29 protein-coding genes and 1 pseudogene are annotated in these 26,770 nt (G+C 66.8%); 9 read left to right on the top strand and 21 right to left on the bottom strand.

What is annotated here, in order from left to right:
- Window positions 1-668, bottom strand: a 668-nt coding sequence (locus WAO18_RS05965; protein WP_422204683.1) for an AMP-binding protein, incomplete at its 3' end; no start/stop codon positions are given.
- 96 nt (window positions 669-764) lie between these two features.
- Between WAO18_RS05965 and WAO18_RS05960 the strand changes: the two genes are divergently transcribed.
- Window positions 765-1,490 (top strand): GntR family transcriptional regulator, encoded by a 726-nt coding sequence (locus tag WAO18_RS05960; RefSeq protein WP_422204681.1) that lies wholly within the window; start codon window positions 765-767, stop codon window positions 1,488-1,490.
- Here WAO18_RS05960 and WAO18_RS05955 read toward each other — a convergent pair.
- Window positions 1,487-1,930, bottom strand: a complete 444-nt coding sequence (locus tag WAO18_RS05955) for an SRPBCC family protein (protein ID WP_422204679.1) — start codon at window positions 1,928-1,930, stop codon at window positions 1,487-1,489. The genes WAO18_RS05960 and WAO18_RS05955 overlap by 4 nt on opposite strands.
- Before the next feature lie 44 nt (window positions 1,931-1,974).
- Window positions 1,975-2,463 (bottom strand): acyl-CoA thioesterase, encoded by a 489-nt coding sequence (locus WAO18_RS05950; protein ID WP_422204678.1) that lies wholly within the window; start codon window positions 2,461-2,463, stop codon window positions 1,975-1,977.
- Window positions 2,464-2,477: 14 nt separating this feature from the next.
- Between WAO18_RS05950 and WAO18_RS05945 the strand changes: the two genes are divergently transcribed.
- Window positions 2,478-3,587 (top strand): alcohol dehydrogenase catalytic domain-containing protein, encoded by a 1,110-nt coding sequence (locus WAO18_RS05945; RefSeq protein ID WP_422204676.1) that lies wholly within the window; start codon window positions 2,478-2,480, stop codon window positions 3,585-3,587.
- Window position 3,588: 1 nt separating this feature from the next.
- On the opposite strand, the gene WAO18_RS05940 is transcribed toward WAO18_RS05945, so the two are convergent.
- From WAO18_RS05940 to WAO18_RS05890, 11 genes are all read right to left on the bottom strand, one after another.
- The gene (locus WAO18_RS05940) at window positions 3,589-4,494 is read right to left on the bottom strand and encodes an alpha/beta hydrolase (RefSeq protein WP_422204674.1); all 906 of its coding nucleotides are present in this window, start codon (window positions 4,492-4,494) and stop codon (window positions 3,589-3,591) included.
- Window positions 4,491-5,939 (bottom strand): flavin-containing monooxygenase, encoded by a 1,449-nt coding sequence (locus tag WAO18_RS05935; protein ID WP_422204687.1) that lies wholly within the window; start codon window positions 5,937-5,939, stop codon window positions 4,491-4,493. The genes WAO18_RS05940 and WAO18_RS05935 overlap by 4 nt, the downstream gene beginning before the upstream one ends.
- Window positions 5,936-6,664, bottom strand: coding sequence for an SDR family NAD(P)-dependent oxidoreductase (locus tag WAO18_RS05930; protein WP_422204672.1), 729 nt, complete (start codon window positions 6,662-6,664; stop codon window positions 5,936-5,938). Before WAO18_RS05930 ends, WAO18_RS05935 begins: the two co-directional genes overlap by 4 nt.
- Window positions 6,661-7,416 (bottom strand): HpcH/HpaI aldolase family protein, encoded by a 756-nt coding sequence (locus tag WAO18_RS05925; RefSeq protein ID WP_422204670.1) that lies wholly within the window; start codon window positions 7,414-7,416, stop codon window positions 6,661-6,663. The genes WAO18_RS05930 and WAO18_RS05925 overlap by 4 nt, the downstream gene beginning before the upstream one ends.
- Window positions 7,413-8,384 carry a zinc-binding dehydrogenase gene (locus tag WAO18_RS05920; protein ID WP_422204668.1) on the bottom strand — a complete coding sequence of 324 codons (972 nt, stop codon included), beginning with the start codon at window positions 8,382-8,384 and terminating at the stop codon, window positions 7,413-7,415. The genes WAO18_RS05925 and WAO18_RS05920 overlap by 4 nt, the downstream gene beginning before the upstream one ends.
- A 1-nt stretch (window position 8,385) precedes the next feature.
- Window positions 8,386-9,597, bottom strand: coding sequence for a cytochrome P450 (locus WAO18_RS05915; protein WP_422204686.1), 1,212 nt, complete (start codon window positions 9,595-9,597; stop codon window positions 8,386-8,388).
- Complete coding sequence (locus WAO18_RS05910; protein ID WP_422204666.1) at window positions 9,597-10,301, bottom strand: NIPSNAP family protein; 705 nt, start codon at window positions 10,299-10,301, stop codon at window positions 9,597-9,599. The genes WAO18_RS05915 and WAO18_RS05910 overlap by 1 nt, the downstream gene beginning before the upstream one ends.
- Entirely contained in the window at window positions 10,301-10,810 is a 510-nt protein-coding gene (locus tag WAO18_RS05905) for a hypothetical protein (RefSeq protein WP_422204665.1), read from the bottom strand. The genes WAO18_RS05910 and WAO18_RS05905 overlap by 1 nt, the downstream gene beginning before the upstream one ends.
- A gap of 94 nt (window positions 10,811-10,904) precedes the next feature.
- Entirely contained in the window at window positions 10,905-12,086 is a 1,182-nt protein-coding gene (locus WAO18_RS05900) for a CaiB/BaiF CoA transferase family protein (RefSeq protein ID WP_422204663.1), read from the bottom strand.
- 46 nt (window positions 12,087-12,132) lie between these two features.
- Window positions 12,133-14,496 (bottom strand): VIT domain-containing protein, encoded by a 2,364-nt coding sequence (locus WAO18_RS05895; RefSeq protein WP_422204661.1) that lies wholly within the window; start codon window positions 14,494-14,496, stop codon window positions 12,133-12,135.
- Complete coding sequence (locus tag WAO18_RS05890; protein WP_422204659.1) at window positions 14,493-15,125, bottom strand: MerR family transcriptional regulator; 633 nt, start codon at window positions 15,123-15,125, stop codon at window positions 14,493-14,495. The genes WAO18_RS05895 and WAO18_RS05890 overlap by 4 nt, the downstream gene beginning before the upstream one ends.
- Before the next feature lie 105 nt (window positions 15,126-15,230).
- On the opposite strand from WAO18_RS05890, the gene WAO18_RS05885 reads away from it, so the two are divergent.
- Together WAO18_RS05885 and WAO18_RS05880 are read left to right on the top strand one after the other, a co-directional pair.
- Window positions 15,231-15,692, top strand: a complete 462-nt coding sequence (locus WAO18_RS05885) for a DUF4190 domain-containing protein (RefSeq protein ID WP_422204657.1) — start codon at window positions 15,231-15,233, stop codon at window positions 15,690-15,692.
- A gap of 19 nt (window positions 15,693-15,711) precedes the next feature.
- Window positions 15,712-16,407 (top strand): DUF427 domain-containing protein, encoded by a 696-nt coding sequence (locus tag WAO18_RS05880; protein WP_422204655.1) that lies wholly within the window; start codon window positions 15,712-15,714, stop codon window positions 16,405-16,407.
- On the opposite strand, the gene WAO18_RS05875 is transcribed toward WAO18_RS05880, so the two are convergent.
- The 3 genes from WAO18_RS05875 to WAO18_RS05865 are packed head-to-tail and all read right to left on the bottom strand — an operon-like array spanning window position 16,386 to window position 19,443.
- Complete coding sequence (locus WAO18_RS05875) at window positions 16,386-17,576, bottom strand: acyl-CoA dehydrogenase family protein (protein WP_422204653.1); 1,191 nt, start codon at window positions 17,574-17,576, stop codon at window positions 16,386-16,388. The genes WAO18_RS05880 and WAO18_RS05875 overlap by 22 nt on opposite strands.
- A gap of 5 nt (window positions 17,577-17,581) precedes the next feature.
- The gene (locus WAO18_RS05870; RefSeq protein ID WP_422204651.1) at window positions 17,582-18,463 is read right to left on the bottom strand and encodes an acyl-CoA thioesterase; all 882 of its coding nucleotides are present in this window, start codon (window positions 18,461-18,463) and stop codon (window positions 17,582-17,584) included.
- A gap of 59 nt (window positions 18,464-18,522) precedes the next feature.
- Window positions 18,523-19,443, bottom strand: coding sequence for an LLM class F420-dependent oxidoreductase (locus WAO18_RS05865; RefSeq protein WP_422204649.1), 921 nt, complete (start codon window positions 19,441-19,443; stop codon window positions 18,523-18,525).
- A 182-nt stretch (window positions 19,444-19,625) separates the two neighbouring features.
- On the opposite strand from WAO18_RS05865, the pseudogene WAO18_RS05860 reads away from it, so the two are divergent.
- From WAO18_RS05860 to WAO18_RS05850, 3 genes and pseudogenes are all read left to right on the top strand, one after another.
- Window positions 19,626-19,769: pseudogene (locus WAO18_RS05860) on the top strand (SRPBCC family protein); the annotation flags it as partial.
- Window positions 19,762-20,595 carry an SMP-30/gluconolactonase/LRE family protein gene (locus tag WAO18_RS05855; protein ID WP_422204684.1) on the top strand — a complete coding sequence of 278 codons (834 nt, stop codon included), beginning with the start codon at window positions 19,762-19,764 and terminating at the stop codon, window positions 20,593-20,595. The pseudogene WAO18_RS05860 and the gene WAO18_RS05855, both read left to right, overlap by 8 nt.
- Window positions 20,596-20,605: 10 nt before the next feature.
- The gene (locus tag WAO18_RS05850; RefSeq protein WP_422204647.1) at window positions 20,606-21,454 is read left to right on the top strand and encodes a thioesterase family protein; all 849 of its coding nucleotides are present in this window, start codon (window positions 20,606-20,608) and stop codon (window positions 21,452-21,454) included.
- A gap of 59 nt (window positions 21,455-21,513) precedes the next feature.
- Here the strand turns inward: WAO18_RS05850 and WAO18_RS05845 are convergent, their stop codons facing one another.
- The gene (locus WAO18_RS05845) at window positions 21,514-22,134 is read right to left on the bottom strand and encodes an SDR family NAD(P)-dependent oxidoreductase (protein ID WP_422204646.1); all 621 of its coding nucleotides are present in this window, start codon (window positions 22,132-22,134) and stop codon (window positions 21,514-21,516) included.
- A gap of 145 nt (window positions 22,135-22,279) precedes the next feature.
- Between WAO18_RS05845 and WAO18_RS05840 the strand changes: the two genes are divergently transcribed.
- Window positions 22,280-22,816, top strand: coding sequence for a TetR/AcrR family transcriptional regulator (locus WAO18_RS05840; protein ID WP_422204645.1), 537 nt, complete (start codon window positions 22,280-22,282; stop codon window positions 22,814-22,816).
- Between the two features lie 48 nt (window positions 22,817-22,864).
- Here WAO18_RS05840 and WAO18_RS05835 read toward each other — a convergent pair whose 3' ends face one another.
- Window positions 22,865-24,217: an FAD-binding oxidoreductase gene (locus WAO18_RS05835; RefSeq protein WP_422204643.1), complete on the bottom strand. Its 1,353-nt coding sequence runs from the start codon at window positions 24,215-24,217 to the stop codon at window positions 22,865-22,867.
- Between the two features lie 101 nt (window positions 24,218-24,318).
- Here WAO18_RS05835 and WAO18_RS05830 point away from each other — a divergent pair, with 101 nt between their 5' ends.
- The gene (locus WAO18_RS05830) at window positions 24,319-25,206 is read left to right on the top strand and encodes an alpha/beta hydrolase (RefSeq protein WP_422204641.1); all 888 of its coding nucleotides are present in this window, start codon (window positions 24,319-24,321) and stop codon (window positions 25,204-25,206) included.
- On the opposite strand, the gene WAO18_RS05825 is transcribed toward WAO18_RS05830, so the two are convergent.
- Complete coding sequence (locus WAO18_RS05825) at window positions 25,203-25,976, bottom strand: SDR family oxidoreductase (RefSeq protein ID WP_422204639.1); 774 nt, start codon at window positions 25,974-25,976, stop codon at window positions 25,203-25,205. The genes WAO18_RS05830 and WAO18_RS05825 overlap by 4 nt on opposite strands.
- 25 nt (window positions 25,977-26,001) lie before the next feature.
- A complete protein-coding gene (locus tag WAO18_RS05820; RefSeq protein WP_422204638.1) occupies window positions 26,002-26,658 on the bottom strand; it encodes a TetR/AcrR family transcriptional regulator in 657 nt (218 codons plus the stop codon).
- Window positions 26,659-26,770: the final 112 nt, after the last annotated feature.

Below are 26,770 nucleotides of genomic sequence, written 5' to 3'. Positions count from 1 at the left end.
GTGTAGAGGTTGGCAGTGGTCTGGCAGCTCAAGTTGGTGTGGGTCAGCACCGCGCCCTTCGGGCGGCCCGTGGTGCCGGAGGTGTACATAATCAGCGCCGGCGAGTCGTTGGGAACGTCGGCAGGCGAGGCCGGCTCGCCCGGTTCATTGAGGAGATCTTCGTAGGCGAGCAGACCGTCATCGGCCGAGTCGCCCGCGACCACGATGGTTTCCAGCACCGACGTCACGCCACGGACGCCCGCCGCCACCGCTGCCAGCACCGGCTCGGTGATCATCACCCGGGCCTCGCAATCGTCGACCAGGAACGCGATCTCGGGCGGGGTCAGCCGGAAGTTGACCGGGACGGCGATCGCTCCGATCATGTTGGCCGCCAAGACCGATTCGACGAACTCGGTCCGGTTCAGCATCAGGACCATCACCCGGTCGCCCTGGCCGACCCCTCGGCGGCCCAGGGCTCCGGCCAGGGCCGCGACCCGGTTGCGAAGGCCTGCCCATGTGACGGTGTTGCCCAGAAATCTCAGCGCAGTGACGCCCGGCTGCATATACGCGTGCCGTTCGAGTTGGTTGACCCAATTCTGTCGGCGCGACAAATACGGCTGCTCGCCGACGGCACCGCGGTCGGCATCGTGGGCGTCCTGAGCCTCGTGGCCGGTCAACTGCGCGGTCAACTGGTCGCTCTCCTTCGTGTCGCTAAGCCCTGTGCTTAAGTTGATATTTGATAAAACTTCGTGTTGTCTGGGTCACACTATGGTCTTGGCGTCCCCATGACAACCCCGGTGACCTCCGTGAGCGCACCGGCGACGAGGCGGCCTTCCGCGCACCGGGAGGCTCGGCTTCCCGTGCGCCGAGCGCAGCTGTCCGACGAGGTCGCGGGCCACCTGCGGGCGGCGATCATGTCCGGGGCCCTGCGGCCGGGAACGTTCATCCGGCTCGACGAGACCGCGGCAAAACTCGGCGTCAGTGCGACGCCGGTGCGCGAGGCGCTGCTGAAACTGCGCGGCGAGGGAATGGTGCAACTCGAGCCGCACCGCGGCCACGTCGTCTTGCCGCTGAGCCGCCAGGACATCGACGACATCTTCTGGGTGCAGGCAACCATCGCCAAGGAGCTGGCCGCATCGGCGGCCCAGCGCATCACCGACGCCGAGATCGACGATCTCGAGCACCTCACCGACGTGCTGACCACCGCCGTCGCCGCCGCCGACATCGAGGCGATCGCGGCGACGGAGTTCGCGTTTCACCGGGCCTTCAACCACGCCACCGGTCGCATCAAGCTGGCGTGGTTCCTGCTGCACGTGGCCCGGTATATGCCGTTGATGGTGTACGCCGCCGATCCCGAATGGGGTGCCTCCGCGGTAAGGAATCACCGTGAGGTGGTCGCGGCGCTGCGCCGCCGGGACACCGCCGCGGTCGTCGAACACACCAGCTGGCAGTTCACCGACGGCGCCCGCCGCCTCACCGAACGGCTGGACAGCAGCGGGATCTGGGACTAGCTGGACGACGCGAGGTCCTCGGCGCGCTTCTTGAGGTTCTCGGCGAGATAGTCCAGCACATTGCCGACCATCTGCTTGACCATCGGCGCGGGGATCGGCAGCGTCGGCTCGACATCCATATCGACCGTCAGCAACGTGGTCGGCCCGGCTTCCACCACGCTGAACAACTGCTCCTGCTTGGCAAACAGGTTGGCCTGCTGCATGACGGTCTGAATCTGGGTCGGGCTCGGGTAGTACACCGCCTGGATGAGTGTGTCCTCGATGGCCTCGTACTTGGCATCGAGGCGCAACTGGCTCGGGCGCCCGTCGTCGTAGCGGGCTAGCACCCACAGTCCTTTGATCTCAGGGTTCCATTGTGGGTAGGACTCGAAGTCGGCGACGATGGCCAAGATGGAGTCCGCAGTGGCGGCGACCTCAACGGTCTTGCTGACAAAGGGCATTGGCCGAGCATAACGAGAGCGCTTCGGCCCGCACCGGCGCGAGGCTAGCCCACGCAGGCGGTCGACAACAGCGCGCGGATGTCGTCCGGAATGGCCACCGGCCGGCGGGTGGCCTTGTCGATGTAGACGTGCACCCAATGGCCCACCGCGGCGATCGCCTGCGGCTCGGTGTCGTCAGAAGCGGTCGGCTCCTCGGCGCCGCGGAAGACGCCGAGCCGATAGGTGACGCTGCTGTTGCCGAGCCGGGTGACGGCCACACCCACGACAAGCCGCTCGGGGAAATGCAGTTCGGAGAAGTAGCGGCAGCCCGATTCGGCGACGATGCCCTGCACGGATGTCGACACGGGATCGAGGGTGACGCTGGTTTGAATCCAGCCGTTGATCGCGGTGTCGAAAAGTTGGTAGTACACCGCGTTATTCAGGTGGCCGAACATGTCGTTGTCGGCCCATCGAGTCAGCACCGGCCAATGCACCGGAAAGTCGCGACTGGTGAGCCCGTCGGAGTGCGGCGGCACCGCAGAAAACGGAGGCATGGTTGTATTCGACCATGCTTGAAATCCGGGGCGCCGTGCTGGAGCAGATCGGATCGCCTCGGCCGTTCGCGCAATCGGAGCCCATCACCATCGCCGACATCGAGCTGGCTCCGCCGGGCGCCCAAGAACTGCTGGTGCGCATCGAGGCCGCCGGCATCTGCCACTCCGACCTGTCGGTGGTGGACGGCAACCGGGTGCGCCCGACGCCGATGCTGCTCGGGCACGAGGCGGCCGGGATCGTCGAGCAAGTCGGCGACGGGGTCAACGACGTAGCCGTCGGCCAGCGGGTGGTGATGACGTTCCTACCGCGTTGCGGTCACTGCGCGGCGTGCGTGACCGACGGGCTGACGCCCTGCAAGCCGGGCAGCGCGGCAAACAACGCCGGGACGTTGCTCGGCGGTGGAATGCGGCTGAGTCGCGGCGACGACAAGGTCTTTCACCACTTGGGTGTGTCCGGTTTCGCGACACACGCCGTGGTCAACCGGGCCAGCGTGGTGCCGGTCGATCCCGACGTGCCCGCGCCGGTTGCCGCGCTGCTGGGTTGCGCGATGCTGACCGGCGGCGGCGCGGTGCTCAATGTCGGCAAGCCGCAGCCCGGGCAGACGGTGGCCGTCGTCGGCCTCGGCGGCGTCGGGATGGCGGCGGTGATGACCGCCCTGTCCTATGCCGGCGTCCATGTGGTCGGGGTCGACCAGCTGACCGAAAAGCTCACCGGCGCAAGGTCTCTCGGCGCGCACGAGGCTTACACGCCGCAGGAGGCCATCGACGCCGGCGTGAAGGCGGCGGCGGTCGTCGAGGCGGCCGGACACCCCGCCGCCCTGGAGACGGCCATCGCCCTCACCGCCGCCGGAGGCCGGACCATCACCGTCGGCCTCCCGCGCCCGGACGCCCGGATCAGCGTGTCCCCGTTGGGGTTTGTCGCCGAAGGCCGGTCGCTGATCGGCAGCTATCTCGGGTCGGCGGTACCCGACCGCGACATCCCCCAGTTCGTCGAGCTGTGGCGCTCCGGCCGGTTGCCGGTGGAATCCCTGGTTTCCTCGCGAATCACCCTCGACGAGATCAACGCCGCGATGGATCAGCTCGCCGACGGTGTCTCTGTGCGGCAACTGATCTCATTCGAATAGCTCATGCCCCGTAGAACGCTCGTCGCAGCGCCCGCCCTTGCAGAATGAACAACTGCTCGGCCACCTCCCAATCGGGCAGCAGCGAGTCGAAGCCATGGCAGGTGCCGGCGAATACGTGCAGTTCGGTCGCGATCCCGGCGTTCAGCAGCCGGGTCGCGTAGTCGAGGGCCTCGTCGCGCAGCGGATCGATATCTGAGCAGGTAATGAATGCCGTTGGCAAACCACGTAATTCATCACGACGGGCGGGTACACAGTCCGCCGACGGGATGGTCGATCCCAAGTAGTGTCTCCACATCAGCTCGGCGGCGGGACCGTCGAACGCGGGCGTCGCGCCGAACTCCGTCTTCGATCCGGTGACCCGGTCGTCGAGCACCGGCTGGTGAAGCATCTGGAACATCACCGGCGGCAGCGACCCGTCGGCGGACCGTTGCGCGAGACTGGCCGCCAGCGCGCCGCCGGCGCTGCTGCCGACCACCGCGACGCGCGTTGCGTCGACGCCGAGTTCGTCCGCGTAGGCGCTCACCCAGTTCAGCACCGTCGCGGCATCGTCAACCGCTGCCGGGTAGGGATTTTCGGGTGCCAACCGGTAGTCCACCGACACCACCGAACATCGACCGCGGCGGGCCAGTTCCACGCACTGCCGCTGGTCGGTGTCCAGGTTGCCGAGCACAAATGCCCCCGCGTGGCAGTAGACGACGGCGGGTGCGGGCATCGGTGCGCCGCGGTAGATGCGCACCCGCACGCCATGCACGGTCGCATCGTCAATGGAAACGCCGGTGACGTCGATGTCCGCGATCCCGGCGCGGCGACGTTCATCGAGCCCGGCGCGGACCGGGCCGGCCGACGACAAGTCGGTGCGAGTCGTTGCGACGGCGCGCAGCACTGGGTCCAGCCGCTCATCCATCATGCGGAATCGAAGACGAAGTCGGCGGCCTTGAATCTGCGGGTCATCCCCCAGAATGCGCGGGCACTACGCGGCCACTGGGTAACCACCCGTCCGTTAGCGGCACGGAAGTAGTTGCTGCACTGGGTAGTCCACACGGTGCCCTGCATCCACTGGTCGATCTTGGCCATAAAGCTTGCCATCGCCGCTGGTTTGACGGCGACATACGTCTTACGGGTCCGCCGCAGGTATCGCAGCGCCCGTACGACGTAGCGAGCCTGCGCTTCGAGCACGAAGATCACGCTGTTGGATCCCACGTTGGTGTTGGGCCCATAGAGCATGAAGAAGTTCGGGAATCGGGGCACTGCCATTCCCAGGTAAGCGTGCGCCCCGTCGCGCCAGACATCACGCAGCGTCACCCCGCCCTCGCCGGTCACCTCGATCTCGCCCAGATAGTCGGCCGCCGCGTAGCCGGTCGCGCACACCACCACGTCGACATCGCGTTCGGTGCCGTCCTGCATGACCAGCGACCGCTCGCGCAGATAGCGGGCCGGGCTGCTCAACACCTCGACATGCGGCTGGCTCAGCGCCGCGAGATAGTCCGATGAAAAGACCAGCCGCTTGCAGCCCATCGGATGGTCCGGCGTCAGTTTGCGCCGCAACTGCTCGTCGGGAACGGAATTCTCCAGCAGCCGCTGGGCGATCGCGGTGAACTCCTGGGTCCTCTCGCTGCCGTGCTCGATCACCGAGATATTCGACTCGCTGCGCAGCCACAGCCGGGTGCGGTACAGCTTCTTGGCAAACGGAATGTGCTCGAATACCCAACGCTCCCTTGCACTGTAGGGCCGATCGGGCTTGGGCAGTATCCAGGTGGGCGAGCGTTGCACCGAGTACACCGTGTCGGCGACCTTCACCACTTCCGGCACGAGTTGTGAGGCCGTCGAGCCGGTGCCCAGGACGGCCACCCGCTTGCCGGTCAGGTCGACCGAGTGGTCCCAGCGCGACGAGTGCATCACCGTTCCGCGGAAGGCCTCCTGCTCGACCAAATCAGGCAACACCGGCTGAGTGAACAGTCCGACCGCCGAGACCACTACGTCGAATTCGTGCCGCTCCCCCGCGGCTGTGGTGAGCCGCCAGCGACGCAAGCGCTCGTCCCAACGCGCGGAACGGATTTCGGTGCCGAGCCGCAGGTGTGGCTGCAGACCCTGCTCGGTGACGCATCGCTCGAAGTAGTTGAGGATCTCCCGCTGACCGGACCACAACCGCGACCAGGACGGGTTCAGGTCGAACGAGTAGGAGTAGAGATGCGACTTGACGTCGCAGGCCAATCCCGGATAGGTGTTGATCCGCCACGTGCCACCGACGCCGTCTTCCCGGTCGAAGATGGTGAAGTCTCGAAAGCCGGCTCGCGCCAGCAGGATTCCCAGTGCGATACCGCCCGGGCCAGCACCGATGATGCCGACTTTCATTGAATTCTCAGGCACTGCCCACCGTCGATGACGAGCTCCGAACCGGTGATGAACGAGGCCTGGTCAGACACCAGGAACGCGATGGCATCGGCCACCTCGGACGGCTCCCCGATCCGGCCGGACACCGATGTCGCAACCAACCGGGCCTGGGTCTCCGCGTCGAGCATCGGCGTCGCAATCGGGCCGGGAAACACTGCGTTGACCCGAATACCCGCCGGCGCGAGTTCCCCCGCGGCGGCCTGGGTCAGCCCTCGCAGCGCCCACTTCGCCGAGCCGTAGGCGATGTGGTTGGGGAACGGCCGGATAGCACCGGTGCTGCAGGTGTTGACGATCGCGGCGGCTTCGGCGGTACGCAGCTGATCAAGTGCGGCGCGGATACCCAGGAAGGCGCCCAAACAGTTGACCCGCCAGGATCGTTCGAATCCTTTGGCCGACTCCTCGGCGATCGAGGCGCGGTGCAGCAGGCCGGCGTTGTTGATCAGCGTGGTCAACCGTCCGAAGCGCTCGACGGTTGTCGCAACCGCCTCGTGCCACCCCGACTCCGAGCTCACGTCGAACGGAATCCCGATCACCCCGTCGTCGGCCAGACCGTCTACCGCGGCACCGAGTTCGGCTTCGCTGATGTCGCAGGCCGCCACGAAAAACCCGTCCGCGCGCAGTCGTTGGGTGATGGCCCAGCCCTGCCCGCGAGCGGCCCCGGTCACCAGCGCTACCTGTTGAGTCACCGGTTGTCCTTCGCTTCCTTCAGGCCGGCGGCGGCACCACGCCGCAGAGCCTGAGATTCCGATTCCAGGGTGAGCATCTGAAAACCCAGTTGCGCCATGGCACGTCCGGCCTTGCCGTTGCCCGCGTGGATCGCGGCAACCAATCCGGCGGCTGACGCGGCGCGGTAGATGCCGGCGATCGCTTCGCGCACCGCCGGGTCGCCGGTGGCCAAGGTGGCGTCGACGCCCATCGAGATCGCCAGGTCCGCGGGCCCGACGTACACACCGGCCAGCCCGGGCACCGCGCATATTGTGTCGACATCGGCCAGGGCTGCGGCTGTTTCGATCATCGCGAACACGCTCACCCGCGATTCCAGCGCGGCGGTGTCGGTGCCCAGACTGGCCCGCAGCGGTCCGAAGCTGCGCGTGCCGACGGGCGGGTAGCGGGTGGCCGCCACCGCCGCGGCTGCCTGGTCGGCCGATTCGATCATCGCGACGATGATGGCGTCGGCCCCGGCGTCGAGGACGCGCCCGATCGGCGCCGGGTCGGCGTTGGGTAGCCGCACCGCCGTGCCGATCGGCAGGTGTTCGAGCCGGCGCAGCATGCGTGCGATGTCGGCGTCGTCGATGTAGCCGTGTTGGGCGTCGAAGCCGACGTAGTCGTATCCGGCCCGGGTGAATTCCTCGGGCCCAACCGCGGTGGGCCCGGTGATCCAGCCACCCCAGATCGGCTCACCGCGGCTGAGCGCCTGCTGCAAATGGCTCCCTGTCATGGGACCACGATCGCGATCTTGCCCCGTGTGGAAACGGGGCGGCTGGCCAATTCGAAGGCGTCCTGGACCTCGTCGATGCTGAAAGTGTGGGTCAGATACTTGGCCAGCAGACCGGGATGCTCGGCAACGAACTTGTTGGCGAGCTCCAGCATGCGTGGCCGGTCAAGCGCCACACCGGATTTCAGGGTCAGGTTGCGACGCAGCATGGTGCGCATGCTGATCGGGTAGCTGTCGTCATCGGGGACGCCGAAGTAGAACACCGTACCGCCGACCGCGGTGGCTTCGATGGCATGATTCAGCGTAGCCACCTGGTGGCCGACGGTTTCGATCACGACGTCCGGCCGGTCAGCGGGGTCGAGGTGGCTCACCCAGCGATCACTGGTGGCCCGCACATAGGTGTCGGCGCCGAATTGCTTGGCGATCTCGGCGCGGTCGACCGGGTCGATGCCGGTGACCTGTTGTGCCCCAGCGGCTTTGGACGCACACGAAAACAGTAGCCCGATCGACCCCTGTCCGATCACCCCGACATGCAGGCCATCGAGGTCGGGCAGCTGCTCGATGGCATAGAGCACGCAGGCCAACGGTTGCAGGCCGACGGCCTGGGCCGGGCTCAGCGTCGGGTCGTAAGCGGCCACCTGATTGCCGTCGGTGACGACCCGCTCCATCAAGCCGTCGAAGGTCGACGCCCAGCCCACCACCCGGTCTCCGGGCTGGTGCCGGCGATGCCGGCTGGCGATCACTTCGCCGACGACTTCGTGGATCGGGAAACCGTCTTTCTCGGCGCCGCTGCGCCCTTGGTCGCCCGGCAATAGGCCGCGGACACCCCGGAAGGCCGGCATGTCGCTGCCGCACACCCCGGCGGCCAGGAACTGCAGTAGCACTTGACCATCGGCAAGGCAGTCCGGTGTCTTCTCGGCGATCGATGTCCGCTCGAATTGATAGGGCGCGACGATCCGGTAGGACCACATCTCACACCTCCACCGGCAGCCTGCTCCAGCCCCACTGGAAGCTGGACGGCGGGCGGAATGCCGCCTCGTCGATGATGCGGTAATCGGGCACTCGGCGCAGCCATTCCGACACCAGGATGGCGACTTCGAGGCGGGCCAGGTGGTAGCCGAGGCAGAAGTGTTGCCCCCGGCCGAAGGCCAGGGAGCGGGCAATGGCCCGGTTCCAGATGAACTCGTCGGGCTGGGGGTATTCGCGCTCGTCTCGATTGGCCGAGGCGAGCAGGGTGATGATCCGCTGCCCCGGTTCGACGGTGGTGTCGTGAATCGTGAAGGGTTTGCGCGCTGTTCGGGCGAACCACTGCGCGGGTGCGCAGTAGCGGATCATCTCCTCGCGCGCGACTGGCACGTTGGCGGCCGGGTCGGCGCGCACCGCGGCAAGCTGGTCGGGGTGCCGCAGCAGCTCCGACAGCCCGTGCGCCACGACCTTGGGCACGGTTTCGGTTCCGCCGATGAACACACAGAGCATCTGGGTGGCCACTTCGACGTCGTCCAGGGCCCGGTCGTCGGGCAACCGATAGCCGAGCAGGCCATCCACCACCGGCAACGCCCCGTCGGTGGCGTCGGCTCGTCGGCGTCGGACCGCGGGGATGAGGTACTCCAGGTAATTCGGTCGGGCCTCTGCGGTGTCGACCCCGCTGCCGGGCTCGGCCAGGCTACCGGCGTTGACCGCAGCCAACACCTCGGGGGCGAAATCAACTGGAATACCCAGCAATTCGCATACCACCGACGCAACGACGATTCCGCCGTAGTCCTGGGTGAGGTCGAATGTCCCGCGCGGGAGCAGCTCGTCGAGCCGGTCGTTGGCCAGCTCGCGGATCCGAGCTTCCCACCCCGCGGCCGCCTTCGGCCTGAACGGTTGGCTGTGTGCGCGGCGCACCCCGTCGTAGATCGGCGCATCGAACACCGCGTGAAACGGCAACGGCTGCAGCGGCGGATCGGCTACCGGACCCCGATTGTGCCGGGCCAACACTGTCGCCGGTGGCAACGTTCCCTCCGATGCGACGAACGTTCCGTCGTTGATCGCCAACACATCCCAGATATCGGCGAACCGTGACAACGCGAACGTGTCCCACTGCGGCAGGTAGTAGACCGGGTGGTGCTCACGAAGGACCCGGTAGTACGGCAGCGGGTCAGCCATCACCGCCGGATCGAACGGATCGTAGGCAAAGTCGATCATTGCAACGGCGACGGCGGAAGTGCTTGCAGGATCGAGTCTTCCCAGCCGTCGCGCAGCGCCGGTGCGACACTCATCCAGGTGACGATCTCGGCGGGCGGGCTTTCTTTCCACGACGGATAGTGCTCGGCGAAGCAGTCCCATCCGCCCTCGAGCGCCCAATAGTGGATGACCTCGTTGAACCGGAAGGTAGTGGTGAACGAACCCAGCCAGTGCTTACCGGTGCGCTCCGACCACGGCACGTAGAGCCGCTCCAATTCGCGGATGTAGTCGTCCTGACGGCCTGGCTTGGTTTGCATGATCTCCTGAATCACCACCGACGCACCGAAATTGGCGTCGCGCAGCTGGGCGAGCGTCTTGTTGCTCGGCCCCGGGTACATGATGCGACCCTCCCCCGACGCTCCGATACCCGCGAGAAATTCCGACCATTTCTTGGCGGCCGCCTGGTGGCTGCCGCCGCGCGCCTGTGCCGATCCGATACGGGCGTAGTCGGCGAATGCGTCGATCTCCCAGATGATCGTCACCTGCGGCCAATGCCCGTTATAGGGCGCGGTTTCCCACAGCCCGAACAACCGCGCGCCCAACTCATCCATCATCGGCTGATAGGTGTCGCTGAATGCCTCGGTGAATCGCTCGCTCGATCCCGAGCCCAGCGCAATCGTCTCGTGCAAGTAGAGCAGCGTGTGGCTGTGGTACTTGCGCATCAGCCAACCGGGATCAGTTCGGAATCGACCGGTAGGGACGCTTTCATGTCGCTGCGCAGCGTCTCGGTTGGGCCGACGGCGCCGGGGATGCCGGCTGCGGCCAGCGCGTGACGCTTGAACGCGCGCGCGGCGCCACTGAGCACGTGCTGCACCGTAGTGGTCCGATGCCCGACGGCCAGCGGCCAATCGTCATGCCACAGCGTCACTTCCGTCATCCAGCGATCCAGCGCGGTAAGCACCTCCTGCCGGATTCGCGCATCCGCGGCGAAGATGTCGGCGCTGACAGCCAGACCACGAGCCGCGCATTCGGTGCCGGTGGACAGGGTCTCCCAGTCGAGGTCGGCCACCTGCATGCCCAGGATCTGCAGCGGACGGCTGTCGCAGCGTTGCGGTAACAGCACGTGGACGTCCCACCCGGCCCGTACCCGGTCGCAGAGCCAGCCGCCTACGGAGCCCACCACATCGGCGGGGTTGGAGGCGACGACGTCGAGCCGATACTTGATCTCCATCGCATCCCTTCAGCAGATCGAACGTCACGCACGGCCGGTTACCCGGCCGACCCAGCGTGACACTTTTACATCAATCTGTAAAGTTTCGATTGAATCAAGATTGGCGGCGCGCTTCGAGCTCGGCGAGCACCTCGTCGGTGTGCTGGCCGAGTTGCGGTGCAGGTGACCGCGGCGCCCACGGCGTGCCGTGGAAGTCCGCCGGTGTCGCGACCATCGGCACGGTGCCTTCCGCGGCCGTAGCACCCAATGGCACGTCGACCATGCCGCCGGCGGCGTGAAACTGCTCGTCAGCGAGGACGTCCTCGATCGAGTTGACCGGCGACCAGAAGAAGTCCGGCTCACCGGCGAAGATCTCCGCCCATTCGTCCAGCGACTTCGTGGCGAAGATCTGATCCAACTCGCCGATCAGTTCGACGGCGTTGACGGCGCGCGATCGCGGGTCGGCGAACCGCGGGTCGGCCAGCCACTCGGCCTTACCCACGGCGCGGCACAACGGCGGCCAGTGCCGATCGACTTCCAGCCCGACGATCCAGAACCGCTTGCCGTCGCCGGTGGCGTAGTTGTTCATGCACGGGTTGAACATTTTTTCGCGTTGCCCGATCGCGATCGGCTGACCCGACATCAGGTAGGTGTTCAGGTCGAAGCTGACGGTGTAGGCGCCCTGGCGGTACAGCGATGTGCTGACCAGCTGGCCGGTTCCAGTGCGGCCGCGGGCGACCAGCGCCGCGCAGACCGCCGCGGCCAGCGTCATGCCGGCGGAGTGGTCGCCCATCCCGCCGCGCTGGAAGGGCGGCGTCTCACCGGGCCGAGTCAGCAGGTGAGCCAACCCACCGCGGGCCCAGAACGCGGCGACGTCGTAGGCGGCCCGATCGGCGTCCGGCCCGCTCTCGCCGTAGCCGGTGATCAACCCGTACACCAGCCGCGGGTTGCGCGGCGACAACGACTCATAGTCGAGCCCGAGGCGCTGCAACGCCCCGGGCCGGACGTTGGTGATGAAAACGTCTGCGCCACTGATCAATTCGAGGGCGGTGCTGCGACCATCGTCGGTGGTCAGGTCGATGACCACGCTGCGCTTGGACCGATTGTCCATCTCGAACGGTGGGCTGACGTCGACGTCCAGCCCGAGCATGCGCCCGAACATCCGGGCCGGATCGCCGGTCGGCGGCTCGATCTTGATGACGTCCGCGCCCCAATCGGCGAGGATGCCGCCCGCCGCCGGCCCGGCCACCCAGACCCCGAGTTCCACGACGTTGATGCCCTCCACCGGTCCGGCCATGCCGGCATCCTATGTCGGGCCGCGCGTTACCGGACGACTCCGGGCGTCAGCTCCGCTTCCAGAACAGCCGTCGCGTCTTCGGGGAACCGGCCTCACCGGCGAAGTCGTCAAGCGCGTGTAACACATAGTCCCAGAACGCATTTCCGGCATCATGCGCCTCCCGGAGCTGCATGTACAGCGCCGACAGTGCCGAATACGCCGAGCGCGGCACACCCTGTGAGCTGAGGTGACGCAGTAAAGCGTCAATCCGGCCCGCCAGTTCGGCGAGCCACTCACGGCGTTCATCGTCCCTGAACTCGCCGGTTTTGCGCATGCGCCGTGCCTCGCCGCGGACCTGTTCTCGCGCGGCAGCAAGCTGAACGTCAACATCGGCGATGGGAACTGAACCAGTGATCGGCATGTCCTCACGCACGCTGCGAGATCGGCTGAAAGCAAAACGTGCCGAACGACTTTCGCCAGGCGGGGGAGGCGACGGCATTTGCGCACCGCCCGGCGCCATCGCGCACGGGGCCGCCATCATGGCCGATGTGGAAAACATGTCCCAGCCGGACGGGGCCTCGACGGGTTGCAGCACGCGATGGCGCTTCGCGCCCTCGGCCACCACGCGGCTGTCGACGGCAACGTAGGCGGTGAACCTGCACAGCACGCCATACCGCAGCGAGACGTCCACGATCCGCGTCTCCAACTCCTCCGAGACGGTCCGGTGCTGTGCGCAGACGTAGCGATCCTCCAAGTCGCGCAGGTGGGCCCGCGCCCACTGCGCGGTGACCGCGGCAGCGTCTCGGTGCTGTCCGGTGACAGCTGTCGACCAGTCTTGCCCGTCAGCGGCAACGACCCACAGAGACCCCTCGGGCCGCCCCCGGTATCGGCCGGCCACCACTAGCGGGACGCCCGCAAAGAGGTCCGGCACGCGTGCTGGGGTGATCGTGTCGTTGAGGATCGCGAGACCCTCGGGCTGCAGGCGCAGCCCGACGGCGAGCGGCGCAGTGATGCGTCGGTGAATGGCGTCCATGGCCTCATCGAGGCGATCCTCGCTTTCCACCAGTTCGCAGCGCCCACCGCCGGAATCGGCTAGGCGGTGCAAGAAGCCGGCGTTGACGGCTTGGTCGATGCCGACCGCGTGCACTCGAACGCGGCTCAGATCCGCGCTTAGCTGGCGCAAGATCTGGTCCTCGTTGCCGACTTGGCCGTCGGTGACCAGCACCACCACCGCGTCGCGCCCCTTTGCATCGCGAAGCAGGGCGACGGACTCTTGCAGCGGAGTCAGTATTTCGGTGCCACCGCGTGCGTCGACCCGCGCGAGGTGTTCGACCGCGCGGTAGCGGTTGCGATCGTTGGCTTCCACCAGTCCCTCGGGCAGGCCGTCCGGGCGATCGACCCGGTCATCAAAAGTCAACACCGCGAATCGGTCTGCGGCGGTGAGGGTGTCGATAATTCGTGCCGCGGCTCGTCGGGCGGCCACCATCTTCCAGCCTCCCATGCTGCCCGAGCGATCCAGCACCAGCACCACGTCGCGCGGGCGGGCGGCTGCGCTGCCGGCAGGGGGCAGCACGGTCAGCAGGAAGGTGCCCTCCTCGCCGTCGGCGTCTGGCGTCAGCACCAGTGAGTCGTTGAAATCGTCTGCGCCATAGCGCATCCGCAACACAAAGTCGCGGTTGGCCCGCTCACCGGGTTGAACCCGCACTCGGCCGTTGCCCGCGGCAGCCACCGGCAGGCTGGACCGGATTCCCCCCAACGCCAGTCCGGCGGGGTCGATACCGACGTCGATCGACAGCCGCACCGGGTTGGGAAAACCGGGTAGCAGTACCGGCGGGGTAATGCGCGACGCATCAGGAACCGCGTCGGTGTCGTCGGCGTAACCATCGCCGACTGCGGCGCCGTCCAGGGCACTGCCGGGGATGTAGCGCGGGGCTACCACCAGCGGAAATCGAAACGTCGCCTCCCCATCGTCGTAGGACAGCGGATACACCAGCGTGAGCGCGACGCTGACCCGTTCGCCCGGCAGGATGTTGCCGACGCGCATGGTGAAGACGTCTGGGCGCTCCTCCTCGGCGATCGCGGCGCGCTGGCCCGCCACCATCGCGTCGTCATAGGCCTGGCGCGCTGTTTCGCGTTCCTGTAACTCGGCCTCCACGACGCGCCCGTCGGCGGTCATCCGCATTCCGGTGACCGCACCGCGATCCGGAAGCGGGAACACATAGGTGGCCTCGAGCGGCACGTCGAAGGTGTTCACGAAGTCCTGGGTCAGCTCGACCCGACTGGTGAGCCCGGTGACGTCGGCCCGCAGGTCGATGCGGTCCAGCGGCAGGTTGCCCCGGTCGGTGCGCAGGGCGCCGATCCCCGCCTCGTCGGTTGGCGCGGCCATCCAGGCCGCCTCTACGTCGCTCATCGCAGTGATAGGCACGGTCATGATTGACTCCATTCTTCGCTTTCCAGCAGGCCGCGGTCGGCCAACAAATCAAGGAGCGGCTGGGCCGCCGCCTGGATCGCCGCAACGTCGTCACCATCGGGCCGGTGCGGCAGCAGCATCACCGCTCCACCGGGCAGGCTGACGGCGGCCAACATCGTGACAGTGTCAGTGCCGGCATCGGCGCTGGCCGCAGCCGGCGCGAGACGATGGTCGGCGGGCCGATCCGTCCAGAACCGGCCACGGGGCGCCGGTTGCGGCGGCGCCAGTTCTGCATCGACCAGCTCATCGGCAACGTCGGCGACCCGACGCAGTGTCTCGTTGGTCGCCCCGGCCAGCTCGGCCTGGATGTCCGCTAGCGAACGTCCCTGCGCCTGACGGCGCTTGACGGCAACGATCTGCAGCAGGTGGCGGGTGTCGTAAAGGGCGGTCCGGCCCTGCATGGCGACCGGTCGGTCGACAAGACCAATCGTCACGTACCACCGCACGGTTCGACGGTCGGGCACGTCGCGAACTCTTCCGTTCGGCGAACCGGGATACGCGGGCCCGGCCAGCGCGGCGGCGGCCCGTCGCACCAGCTCGTCCATCGTCCAGAAAGCCTCCGTTGACACATCCCCATTTGACACTGTCATATTGACACTGTCAAATGGTTCCGCATATAGCCCGGTCACGGCGCAGCTGGGCGGTTCCACGAGTAACCTGACTTCGATCGATCATCGCTATGACGGGTGGCAGACGTGACAGAATTCCCGGGCGAAGCGACGGGTCAGTCAAACGTGCCCACGGGTCCACCGCCAGGCGCACTGCCGTTTCCCTATCCGCCAGGCGCGTACCCCCCGCCTCAGTACTCGGGTTTCCCACCCCCGCCCACCGGGCCGAGCAACGAACTGGCCGTCGCGTCACTGGTCGTCGGCATCCTCGCCGTGGCAACGTCGCCGCTTGTGGTCGGACTTTTCCTTGGTATCGCCGCCGTGGTGATGGGAGTGGCCGCGCGCCGACGAATCAAGCGCGGCGAAACCACCCATGGCGGCGGCCTCGCCATCGGCGGTGTCATGCTCGGCATCGTTGCGACGTTCATCGGCTTAGCCGTCGGCGCCATCCTTGCATTGGGTTTGGCGGCAGACGCGTTCAACGAGGACTATCAGCACTGCCTCGGCTACCACAACGGAATGAGTCAATCCTGCGAACAATATCGCTGATCCGGCAGGAGGAGGGCTTGTGAGTCTGGTGGCCGGACGCGGTCCGCTGAGCGCCCATCCCGGCGGGTGGTTTTCTCCCGCTCTGCCCGCAGACGTGGTGTACGTCGAACCGCACCCTCGACGTGTTCAGGCCTTTCGCGGCGGGCATATCGTGCTCGACACGGAGCGGGTGCTGTTGGTGCACCGACGAAATCACCCGCTCAGCTACGCATTTCCGGTCGGCGAGGCGGGTCAGCTGCCCAGCGAGCCGGTTGCCGAGGCGCCGGGATACGTGGCCGTGCCGTGGAACGCCGTCGACATGTGGGTCGAAGAGGGACGAACGCTGGTGCACTATCCGCCCAACCCGTATCACCGCGTCGACTGTCGTGCCACCCGACGGCGTCTTCGGGTCACGACTGCCGGGGTCACGTTGGTGGACACCGACGACACCGTGATCGTGTTCGAGACCGCACTCGAGCCACGCCTCTACGTCGATCCGGTGCATGTGCGGACTGACGTTCTGCGGCAATCGAATACGTCGACGTATTGCAACTACAAGGGCTCCGCCACCTACTGGTCGGCGATCGTGGACGACACCGTCATCGACGATGTGGCATGGAGCTACCCCGACCCGCTGCCCGAGAGTTCGCCGATCAAGGGCTTGCTCAGTTTCGACGCCGGCCGTGCCGACGTAGTCGCCGAGCTGCCTGAGTCTCAGGTCTTGGGCGGCGAATAGGTCGGCCGGCCCAGCCCGAGGGCGTGTTGGGCGATCATGTTGCGGAACACCTCGAGGGTGCCGCCGTAGATGCCGACCGGTGAGGCCAGCCGGAAGATGTATTCGGCGCCGCCATTATCGGCCGCACCTTCGGTGTCGACCGGCAACGCCGAAGCGGCGCCCAGCAGGTCCATCAGGTCCGGCGCGACGTCGCGCATGGTCTGCGCGTTGGCCACCCGGCCAAACATCCCCGGGGTGCTCAGGGCAGCTTCTGTGCGAGCGACGCTGCGGCCCAACCGATATGCCACCGACTTGTCGTCAATCAGGCGGCGGCCGTCGGCGCCCTGCCGGGTGGCCAGCGCCGCAATCGCATCGATCGCCTCGGCCATCAGCGTCAGATGCTCGCTCATCACCGCGACTCGTTGCAGACCGTCGTCCTCGGCTTCGACCGTGCCGTGCTCCTCGTCCAGCGCGCCCCGCAGCACTCCCCAGCCGCCGTTGACCGCGCCGATCCGGAATCGGTCGTCGACCCGCACGTTGTCGTAGAAGACGATGTTGGTGCGGTCGCCGTCGATCGTGCGGATGGGCTGGATATCGACGCCGGGCGAATCCAAAGGCACCAGAAACATGGTCAAGTTCTTGTGTTTTGGCGCGTCCGGGTCGGTGTTGGTCAGCAGGAACACGTACTTGGCGTTGTGGGCATTCGACGTGAACATCTTGGAGCCATTGACAACCCAGCTAGATCCATCCGCTTCACGGACCGCGCGGGTCTTGCACGTCGCCACATCCGAGCCACCCTCCGGCTCGGTGTAGCCCAGACACAACCGGACGTCGCCGGACAGCACGCCGGGCAGCACCTCCTCGGTGAGTTCCGCCGGTCCGAACTCACGCACCATTTTCGCGACCATGGCGGTGGTGCCCCAGTGGAACCACGGCGTATGGGCCCGTCCGATCTCCAGATCCCAGATCCGGCGGCGCAACGAACTGAAGCCGCCGTCGGATTCGTCGTTCCAGTCGGCGGCCAGATAACCCTCGGCGCCCAGCGCCAGGTGCACGTCCTCATCGAAATTCTCGCCGGTCTCACGGTCCCGCCGGATCACCTCATCGGTGACCACTTTGGCCAGGTACGCCCGCAACCGATCACGAAACTCCCGGTCGTCCGGGCACAGTTCGACAGTCGAGAAATCCATGAGTGTTACAGCCGCGCTTCGGTTTTGATCGCAGTGTCGCTGGTGCGCAGCGGACGGATAAGCGCGTCCTGGGCGAACGACGCGATCAGCTCGCCTTCTTCGGTGTGCACGGCGCCGCGGACGTATGACATGCCCGCGCCCACCTGGGTGCTCTCGTGGGTGTACAGCAACCAGCCGGTCCACGAGACCGGCTCGTGAAAGCTGACCGAGATAGTCATCGGCGCGGTCGACACGGTCAGGTGCGACTGCGCAGTGCCGATGCCCTCGTGGGCCCGCATCGTCGTCGAAATGCCAAGGTGGCCGGTGAAATACGCGACCAGTGCCTTGGCCAGATCGTCGCGACTCGGGATCGGGTCGTAGTGCAGCCAGGCGTACAACTCCGGCGGGCCAACCTCGTCGGGGCTGTTCACGTCAACCACATCGACCAGGCGTAGTTCGCGGCCGGCCATCGGCATCCCGCCGTCGTTGGCATCGGTGGGTGCGGCCACCTCGGGGCGGGGCAGGTGGTGGCGGATGACGTCGTCGGATGGCACGTCCAGCAGCGTCGTCACGGTGATGGCGCGACGACCGTTCTGCGAGACGCCGACCACCGCGGTCGCCGTCGAACGCCCTTCGGAGACGACGTCGATGTCGATCTCGACCGGCGGGCCGACCAGCACAGCCCGGGCGAACACGGCATGAACCGAGCGCACCGATTTCTCCGGAAACCGTTTGGCCACAGCGACAATCACTTGCGCGAGCACCTGGGTTCCCTCCACCACCTGCCGTTCGTCTTCGGCGGCGATACCGGTGTCGGCGATGAAACGGTTGTCACCGTCGGGTCGCGCATCGAACAAATTCAGGAGGCCGGCGACCGACCAGTGGGTCTGCTCAGAGTCTGTTGTCACGTAGCGAGAATGACATTCTCATCAAATCTTGTAAAGCCTTGGTCGTGGCCGCCGCGGGCTCAGGCGGCGTCGATCACCAGCGTCTTGAATCGCTCGACGACCTCCAGCGCGTGCGCCAGGCTGTCACCGGGCAGCGCCACCTGTACCCAGGTGACACCCAGTTTGGCCAGCCGCTCCAGGCCGGCCAGGTACGCGTCGGCGTTGAAGTCCGCGTCGGACGGACTGCCCCCGTCGAAGTTGGTGAACACAATGTCGATCTTCGAGGCGTCCCGGCCGGCGTCGTCGACGCGCCGTCGAAGGTCGTCGATGCCGTCGGCGAGGGCGTCCATCGAGTCGATCGATGCGGTACGCGCGGTCTGCGCGAGTGCGGCCGGGGCGGGGAACGGGCACCAGCCGTCGCCCTTGAGGGCGGCCCGGCGCCGGGCGGCCCCGGTGTTGCCGCCGATCCAGATCGGCGGATGCGGATCACTCACCGGCCGCGGATGGGCGGTGATCCCCTTGGCGCTGAAGTGCTTGCCGTCGAAGTCGATGTTGTCCGCGGTCCAGATGGCCCGGATCACGTCAAGCGCCTCGTCGAACAGTTCGGCGCGCTCGTCGAAGTCCACCCCGAGGGCGGTGAACTCGCGCTTGAGATAGCCGACGCCGACGGCCAGGGTGAACCTGCCGCCGGACAGCAGATCCAGCGTCGCGCCAGACTTGGCCACCACGAACGGGTTTCGATACGGCAGCACCACAATGTTTGGTATCAGCCGCAGCGTGCTGGTGCGGGCCGCCGCGTATCCCATCGCGACAAACGGGTCCAGCGCATCGTGCCCGCCGGCCTCGAGCCACCGCTGACTTGGCGCCGGATGGTCGGTGAACCCGAAGCCGTGGACACCGGCAGCCTCCGCGGCCACCGCCACCGCGGCGATGCCCTCGCCGCTGACCAGCTCGGGGTTGTAGGGATGGCGGTGCATCGGGTGGGTGATGGTGAATTTCATCTGCCGCTTTCCTTAGCTGAACGCCAACGAGGTCCCTGCAAAATACCGCGTGACATTTATACGATAATCTGTAAAGCCAGTCTGGTTATCGGCCGGTCCGTTCTACGGCCGCAAAGGAGTGACGACGTTGGGCATCGTGACCACGAGTTCGGAAACGGCCTTCGCTCGCGCACCCGAGACCATTCACCCGCACCATGACCATCGAGGCCTACAAGCACGCGCCACTGCCCGACGCCTTGTTCCAGCAAGCCAACCCCGCCAAGATCGACGCCTATCACCACGCGATCACCCGAGAATTGGACGGGATCGATGACGGCAATGGTTGAGGGGCTGATCCCGCTGGCGACCGGGTTCGGCTTCGGCGAGGCCCCGCGCTGGTTCGAGGGTCTGCTGTGGTTCTCCGACATGCTGGGCGAAGCCGTGCACACCGTCACCGTCAGCGGATCGATGACCACGTTGGCGCTGCCTGGCCATTCGCCGTCTGGACTGGGCTTCCGCCCGGACGGCTCGCTGTTGATCGTGTCCACCAAAGACCGCAAGCTGCTGCGCTACGACGGCGAAACCGTCAACCCCGTCGCCGATCTCAGCACCCTGGCGCCGGCTGACCTCGGCGACCTGGTCGTCGACGACCAAGGCCGGGCCTACGTCGGGTCGCAGGCCTTCGAGGGCGGCGTCATCCTGCGGGTCGATCCCGACGACGCGGTCAGCGTGGTAGCTCACGACCTGGACTTCCCCAACGGCATGGCCATCACGCCCGACCGTCAGACCCTGATCGTCGCCGAGTCGATCGGCCGGCGACTCACCGCGTTCAGCATCGGCGCAGACGGCGACTTGTCCGATCGACGGGTCTTCGCCGACGGTCTGGACGGGCCGCCCGACGGCATCTGTCTCGACGCCGACGGCGGGGTGTGGGCGGCGATGACGCTGGCGCACCAGTTCGAGCGCATTGAAGGCAGCGGCGGCAAAGGACACGTGACGCACCGCATCCACATCGGCGATCGCGCGGCGATCGCCTGCATGCTCGGCGGATCCGCGGGCCGCACGCTGTTCCTGCTGTCGAGCAGCGACGCCTATCCGCAACGCCTGATCGGCACCCGGGGATCGCGGGTCGACATGGTGATCGTCGATACCCCCGGCGCCGGCCTGCCCTGAAAGGTGCACGATGACCGATTCCTATTACGAGGTGATCGATGACGCCGATCCGCTGGGCGAAAAGATCCGTGCCACAGACCTGGTCCGCAGCACCTGGACGGCGGCGATTCAGCACGCCGCACCGGTGTCGGCGCTTCTGGTTCGCGCGCTGGAACGCTGCGCCGTTCGCGACGACACCCGGCTGAGTCGCGTTGCCATCGATCTGCTGGGACCGGTGCCGGCCGACGGCGACATGTGGGTTCGCTCGAAAGTCGAGCGCCCCGGCAAGCAGATCGAGCTGATCAGCGCCGAGACGCTGGCCCTGGGCCCCGACGGTCAGCCGCGACCGACCGCGCGGGCCAGCGGGTGGCGGCTACAGCAGCTCGACACCGCCGACCTGGTGCACGCCGCCGCGCCGTTGCCGGCTCCGTTGAGCGAGGCGCGCAGCCGCGATCTCGCCAAGAATTTCGATCGCAACTACGTGCACAGCCTGGACTGGCGCTGGCTGACCAAGCCGCTCAACGACGGCCCGGGCGAGTCCTGGATCAAGCCGACTGCGAGCCTGGTCAGCGGCGAGACGATGACACCACTGGAGCGCCTGTTCGCGGTCGCCGACTGCGCCAACGGCATCGGTTCCAAAATCGACATCACCAAGTGGACGTTCTTGAACAACGACCTCGTGGTGCACGTGCACCGGGTTCCCGACGGCGACTGGGTCGGCATCCGCGCCGAGACCAACTACGGGCCGGACGGCATCGGTACCACGGTGGGGACCCTGTTCGACCAGACCGGGGCGGTGGGCAGCATTCAGCAGTCGGTATTGGTACGCCGACGGCCCGGGGCTTGGTCCGCCAACCGCAGCGCTGCGGCGGAGCATTGAATCACTGCCTGCTGCAAGCGATGCCGTGTCCGGTGCACCTGTCGAGGTCGACCTCGAGCTCATGGACCGCGACGCTCCGGCGCCAGCGTCGGTGCGGGAGCGGGAGGAATCACGTCGACGAACCGCAGATGCATGCGGTCCGGCGCACCTATCACCGCGCCGATCAGACGACCGATGTCGTCGGGCGGCACCTGCCCGGTCGACCGCACGACGGAGGCTCGCACCCCGGTCCCGACGAACTCGGCGTCCAGACCGCTGACCCACGCCTCGAGCATCCGGTGTGCGCCGGCCGGTGCGGCCCCGATCAACTCCGGACTAAGCAGCACCACATCGCCGCGGCCGCTGTCGATCATCGGCGTAACGAGTTGCCCCACAAGGTGTTGCGCACCAACCCAGGATCGATCGGCAATACCGGCGCTGCTGATCAGGACGTCGACGGTACCCACCAGGTAGTCGGCGGACTGCATGAAACGATCGATGGAGGGCGGGTCGGCGAGATCGAGGTGAGCGGCGAACACGGCAGCGCCGGTGGACCGAAGGCGGGCAGCGAATTCCTCGCAGATGTGGGCGCGTCGACCGCCCATCAACACCAGATGCCCACCGGACGCCAACCGCGCCGCCGTCGCCAACGCGACGGGTGAGGACGCCTCGGTGATAACGACCGTCCTGGACTCGCTCAACGCGGACGCCGATCAACCTCGTTCTGCCCGGTTAAGCTCTGGTGGTCAGCTACCTCGGGCGGGACCGCAAATATCCCGGTCAGGGAATATGGCAGTGACACGAAAACAGCGTGACACTTCGACTTAATTTTGTAAAGTTTGGTTTATGGAGCAGACATCGACCCTCGAGGGTGACGCCTCGACGCAGCAGCGGATTCTTGCCGCCACAGCCGAAGTCCTCGGCCGCAACGGCAAACGCAAGCTCAGCCTGTCCGATGTCGCTGTTCAGGCCGGGGTGTCGAGGCCGACGCTCTACCGCTGGTTCGCTTCCAAAGAGGACCTGCTCTCGGCCTTCTCCAAGTACGAACGGCTGACATTCGAAAGCGGCATGAGCCGGGCAACAGCCGGTCTCAAAGGCGCCGACAAGCTCGATGCCGCGTTGCGGTTCATCGTCGACTACCAGCACTCCTACACGGGTGTGCGGATGGTCGATATCGAGCCCGAGCATGTCATCAGCCAATTCTCCAGCGTCATCCCGCAGATGCGAGATGGTCTGCAACGGCTGATACCCGGCCCCAACGCCGCGGTCAAGGCGGCTACTGCGATCCGAGTGGCGTTCTCGCACTACATGATTCGCAGCGACGACGCCGACGAATTTTTGGCTCAGCTTCGGCACGCGGTCGGCATCAAGGGCGCCGACTGATTGCCCTGCTTCTCCTCGGGCCTACGGCCCGCATCGTCGCAGGGCGGACTAGTCGAACAGAACCGCGGCATTGAGATAGCCGGTCGGGTCGAAGGCAGCCTTCAGCGTCCGCATCGCCGCGATGTCCGCGGCTTCGCGTGACATGCCGAGGTAGCGACGTTTGCGGCTGCCGACGCCGTGCTCAGAGCTGACGTTGCCGCCGCAGTCCGCGATCAGGCCCATCATCGCGGCATACAGATCGCGCTCCTGCTCGTCGCTGCAGCGCAGCACATTCAGATGCAGGTTGCCCTCACCGATGTGCCCGAACAGCACGCCGATGGCGTCGGCCGCCTGCCGCTGCACGAGCGCGTTGGCGTCGTGGGCGAACCCGGCGATTGCCGCCAACGGCAGTGACACATCGAACTTCAGCGGCGGCCCGAACAAACCGACTACCTCTGCCAAAGATTCACGAACCCGCCAAAGCCGTTGTTGCGCAGCAAGATCAACACCTACTGCGGGCTCGCCGGTCATCTGGAAGCCATCCAGCGCGTCGGCCAGTCGCTCGGTCTGATCGAGGTCGGACGCCAGTTCGACCAACAGCAGCCAATCACCGTGCACCGGCGGAACCAGGCCCAAATGCCCCTCGGCCAGCGCACCGGCCCGTCCGTCGATCAGTTCCAGCGCCGCGATGCCGTCCATGTCGCGAAACAATCGGCCCGCGTCGACCAGTGCACCCAGGTCGTCGAAGCCGCAGACGGCGGTCACCCGGTACGGCGGAGTCGGGTGCAGGCGCAGGTCGAGCGCGGTGATCACGCCCAACGTTCCCTCCGCCCCGACGAACAGGGCGGGCAGGTCGTAGCCGGTGTTGTCGGCCCGCACGCGCGAGTGCCGTCGTACCACCGACCCGTCGGGCAATGCCACATCCAGACCGATGACCTGGTCGCTCATATTGCCGTAACGCACGGTGCGCAACCCGCCGGCGTTCGTCGAGGCCATGCCGCCCACCGTCGCGGTGTCGCGGGCAGCCAGGTCGACGCCGAATACCAGGCCGGCCGCGTCGGCCGCGCGCTGAACCGCGGCCAGGGTTGCCCCCGCCCCGGCCTCGATGCGCCGTTCGGTGGTATCGACATCGCTTATGGTGCCGAGTCTTTCGGTCGACAGCAAGATGTCGTCATGCTCGGGGACAGTGCCGGCCACCAACGACGTCCGACCGCCCTGGACGGTGACATGCACCCCGGCGTCGCGGCACAACCGCAGCACCTCGGCCACTTCACTGGCCGAACCCGGACGCACCAGTGCGCTCGCGTGCCCGCGGTAGCGACCGGTGTGGTCGACGCTGCGGCCGGCCAGCACATCCGGATCGGTGCTGACATATTTCGGCCCCACCAGCGACGACACCGTCTCCAGGACGTTCGGGGTCATGGCGTCGGTCTACCACACCGCTCGACGACGATGCAGGCCGGAACGGCCTGCGGAGGAGTCGGGCTATCGGATCCGCTCGACGACGATGCAGGATGACTGTCATGCAACGTGAGGATGTCTGGTTCCACTCCGGCAGCGACCGGATCAGCGCATGGCTGTACCGGCCGGCCACAGATGATGACGCCCCGCTACTCGTGATGGCGCACGGATTGGGCGCGGTCCGCACCATGCGACTGGACGCCTACGCGGAGCGCTTCTGCGAGGCCGGTTACGCCTGCCTGGTCTTCGACTACCGCAACTTCGGCGACAGCGAGGGTGCGCCCCGTCAACTGCTCGATATCCGAATGCAGTTGCAGGACTGGACAGTTGCGGTCGCCTACGCCCGAGCGCTGCCCGGTATCGATCGGAATCGAATTGGCCTGTGGGGCACGTCGTTCAGCGGTGGCCACGTGATCGCCACCGCAGCCCGACTGCCGGGAATCGCGGCTGTCGTCTCGCAATGCCCGTTCACCGACAGCGTCGCTTCACTGGGCTCGGTGAACCCGCTGATCAGTAGTCGCCTCACAGCGCTGGCGGCACGCGACCTGGTCGGCGCCCGCTTCGGCGCGACACCGGTGATGGTGCCGACCGCCGGGCTTCCCGGTGAGGTTGCGCTGATGACCGCGCCGGACGCCTACTCCGGCTTTCTGGCTCTGGTGCCCGACGGCGTCGAGATGCGTAACGAGGTCGCCGCGCGAATTAGCTTGAAGCTCCTGCCCTACCGGCCGGGTCGGCTCGCGGCCAAGGTGCAGTGCCCAATCCTGTTCTGCGTCTGCGAGAACGACTCGGTCGCGCCGTCAGGGCCGACGCGGCGCTATGGGGCGAGGGCGCCGCGCGGTGAGATCAAGCTATATCCGGAAGGACATTTCGAGATCTATGTCGGCGACGCCTTCGAGCGCGTCGTCGCCGACCAACTAGAATTCCTGGAGCGGAATCTGCTGAAGGTCTAGCGGATAACGCTGACGCCACCATCCACCGGGATCACCGCGCCGGTGATGTAGCTGCTGGCCCGGCTGGCCAGAAATACCGCGATGCCGGCCATGTCGTCGGCCTTGCCGATGCGGCCCAGCGGAAAGCCCGCGCCAACCGCGTCCGAACCGGCCCGCAACAACTCCTTGGTCATCCGGGATTCGAAGAGCCCGGGCGCAATCGCGTTGACCAGAATCCGTGGCGCGAGCTCCCCGGCGAGATGCTGGGTGAGCATGTGCACCGCGGCCTTGCTGGCGCTGTAGGAGAAGTTGTCCCGGCCGCGGCCCGGCGGCACGATCCCGTCGATGCTGCCGGTGTTGACCACGCGGGCCGGGTCACCCTCTGTCGCCCCGGCGGTGAGCATCGGCACCAGTGCACGAGTGAGCAGGAAGACGCCCTTGACGTTGACGTTGAACACCTTGTCGAAGCCGGATTCGGGAAACTCGTCCAGCGGCGCCCCCCACGCTGCGCCGGCGTTGTTGAACAGCGCGTGGACCGCGTCCGTTCGCTCAGCAAGGTCGCCGACCAGCGCCTGAACTCCGTCGACGGTGCCCAGATCGGCGGGAATCGCCTGCACCGGTCCGTGCGCCGACAGCTCGGCGACGGCGGCGTCCAGCTCGGCCTTCTTACGGCTGGACAGATACACCGTCGCCCCCGCTTGCAGGAGGCCGCGCGCGATCATCACGCCGATGCCGCGGCCGCCGCCGGTGACCACGGCGACCTTTCCGTCCAGGCGAAACATGTCAGTCATGGTCAACAGTCTCCGATGTCGGCGGTCAGGAACGGCGGCCGGCTGTGCCGATTTCGGTTCTGACGCCCAGCGGTGACTCCACCCGGACCGCCTCGTCGCGGATCAGGCCCCGCAGCAGTGCGGTGCTGAACTCGGCGGCGATCTCCTTGGCGCTGCGGCGTCCGCTCGGCCGAAGCCAGCGGTAGGCGCCCAGCGTCATCCCGATGTAGCCGAGCGCCAGGACGTGCGAGTCGCATTCGTAGAACTCGCCGCTGGCGATGCCCCGGTCGATCAGCCCGTGCACATGCTCGTAGACCTGGGTCTCCTTCTCGCGGACCGCGGCGACCTGCTCCTCGGTGAACCACTCGGCGATGTAGGGCTGCTCCTGGAAGTAGACCGCCGCGCCTTCGGGGTTGGCCGCAATCTGGTTGAGCAGCCGCACGGTGTACTGGTAGAGCGCCTCGCGGGCCGACATCGTCGGATCGTCGTGCACGGCGTCCAGGGTGCGCTCGGCGGCCTGCTGGTAGATGTCGTAGAGGATCAACGACTTACTCGCGTAGTAGTGGTAGACCGTGGCCTTGTTGAGGCCGACGACGTCGGCCACGTCGTCCATCCGGGTGCCGTGATAGCCGCGCGCGGCGAACAACTTGGTCGCTACTATCAGCAGCTCCTCGCGGCGGGAGAGCCCGTTCTCGGATGGCATGTCTACTCGCTTCGGCGGTCCGGGACGCACCCGGAGTCAATCAACTAGTTGGGTAGTCTAGGCAACACAACAGTTCACTGTTGCGCGATATCCGGTAGGACTAGACTCCGGG

Source organism: Mycobacterium sp. (genome assembly GCF_049278535.1).
In the GTDB taxonomy this organism is placed as follows: Bacteria; Actinomycetota; Actinomycetes; order Mycobacteriales; family Mycobacteriaceae; genus Mycobacterium.
This window is presented reverse-complemented; position numbering and strand designations above follow the sequence as displayed.

Bases quoted from the DNA above. Each gene is read 5' to 3' on its own strand.
- WAO18_RS05960 (WP_422204681.1), top strand. From the start codon at position 765: ATGACAACCCCGGTGACCTCCGTGAGCGCACCGGCGACGAGGCGGCCT.
- WAO18_RS05955 (WP_422204679.1), bottom strand. From the start codon at position 1,930: ATGCCCTTTGTCAGCAAGACCGTTGAGGTCGCCGCCACTGCGGACTCC.
- WAO18_RS05950 (WP_422204678.1), bottom strand. From the start codon at position 2,463: ATGCCTCCGTTTTCTGCGGTGCCGCCGCACTCCGACGGGCTCACCAGT.
- WAO18_RS05945 (WP_422204676.1), top strand. From the start codon at position 2,478: ATGCTTGAAATCCGGGGCGCCGTGCTGGAGCAGATCGGATCGCCTCGG.
- WAO18_RS05940 (WP_422204674.1), bottom strand. From the start codon at position 4,494: ATGATGGATGAGCGGCTGGACCCAGTGCTGCGCGCCGTCGCAACGACT.
- WAO18_RS05935 (WP_422204687.1), bottom strand. From the start codon at position 5,939: ATGAAAGTCGGCATCATCGGTGCTGGCCCGGGCGGTATCGCACTGGGA.
- WAO18_RS05925 (WP_422204670.1), bottom strand. From the start codon at position 7,416: ATGACAGGGAGCCATTTGCAGCAGGCGCTCAGCCGCGGTGAGCCGATC.
- WAO18_RS05920 (WP_422204668.1), bottom strand. From the start codon at position 8,384: ATGTGGTCCTACCGGATCGTCGCGCCCTATCAATTCGAGCGGACATCG.
- WAO18_RS05910 (WP_422204666.1), bottom strand. From the start codon at position 10,301: ATGCGCAAGTACCACAGCCACACGCTGCTCTACTTGCACGAGACGATT.
- WAO18_RS05905 (WP_422204665.1), bottom strand. From the start codon at position 10,810: ATGGAGATCAAGTATCGGCTCGACGTCGTCGCCTCCAACCCCGCCGAT.
- WAO18_RS05900 (WP_422204663.1), bottom strand. From the start codon at position 12,086: ATGGCCGGACCGGTGGAGGGCATCAACGTCGTGGAACTCGGGGTCTGG.
- WAO18_RS05895 (WP_422204661.1), bottom strand. From the start codon at position 14,496: ATGACCGTGCCTATCACTGCGATGAGCGACGTAGAGGCGGCCTGGATG.
- WAO18_RS05890 (WP_422204659.1), bottom strand. From the start codon at position 15,125: ATGACAGTGTCAAATGGGGATGTGTCAACGGAGGCTTTCTGGACGATG.
- WAO18_RS05875 (WP_422204653.1), bottom strand. From the start codon at position 17,576: ATGGATTTCTCGACTGTCGAACTGTGCCCGGACGACCGGGAGTTTCGT.
- WAO18_RS05865 (WP_422204649.1), bottom strand. From the start codon at position 19,443: ATGAAATTCACCATCACCCACCCGATGCACCGCCATCCCTACAACCCC.
- WAO18_RS05855 (WP_422204684.1), top strand. From the start codon at position 19,762: ATGGTTGAGGGGCTGATCCCGCTGGCGACCGGGTTCGGCTTCGGCGAG.
- WAO18_RS05850 (WP_422204647.1), top strand. From the start codon at position 20,606: ATGACCGATTCCTATTACGAGGTGATCGATGACGCCGATCCGCTGGGC.
- WAO18_RS05840 (WP_422204645.1), top strand. From the start codon at position 22,280: ATGGAGCAGACATCGACCCTCGAGGGTGACGCCTCGACGCAGCAGCGG.
- WAO18_RS05835 (WP_422204643.1), bottom strand. From the start codon at position 24,217: ATGACCCCGAACGTCCTGGAGACGGTGTCGTCGCTGGTGGGGCCGAAA.
- WAO18_RS05830 (WP_422204641.1), top strand. From the start codon at position 24,319: ATGCAACGTGAGGATGTCTGGTTCCACTCCGGCAGCGACCGGATCAGC.
- WAO18_RS05825 (WP_422204639.1), bottom strand. From the start codon at position 25,976: ATGACTGACATGTTTCGCCTGGACGGAAAGGTCGCCGTGGTCACCGGC.
- WAO18_RS05820 (WP_422204638.1), bottom strand. From the start codon at position 26,658: ATGCCATCCGAGAACGGGCTCTCCCGCCGCGAGGAGCTGCTGATAGTA.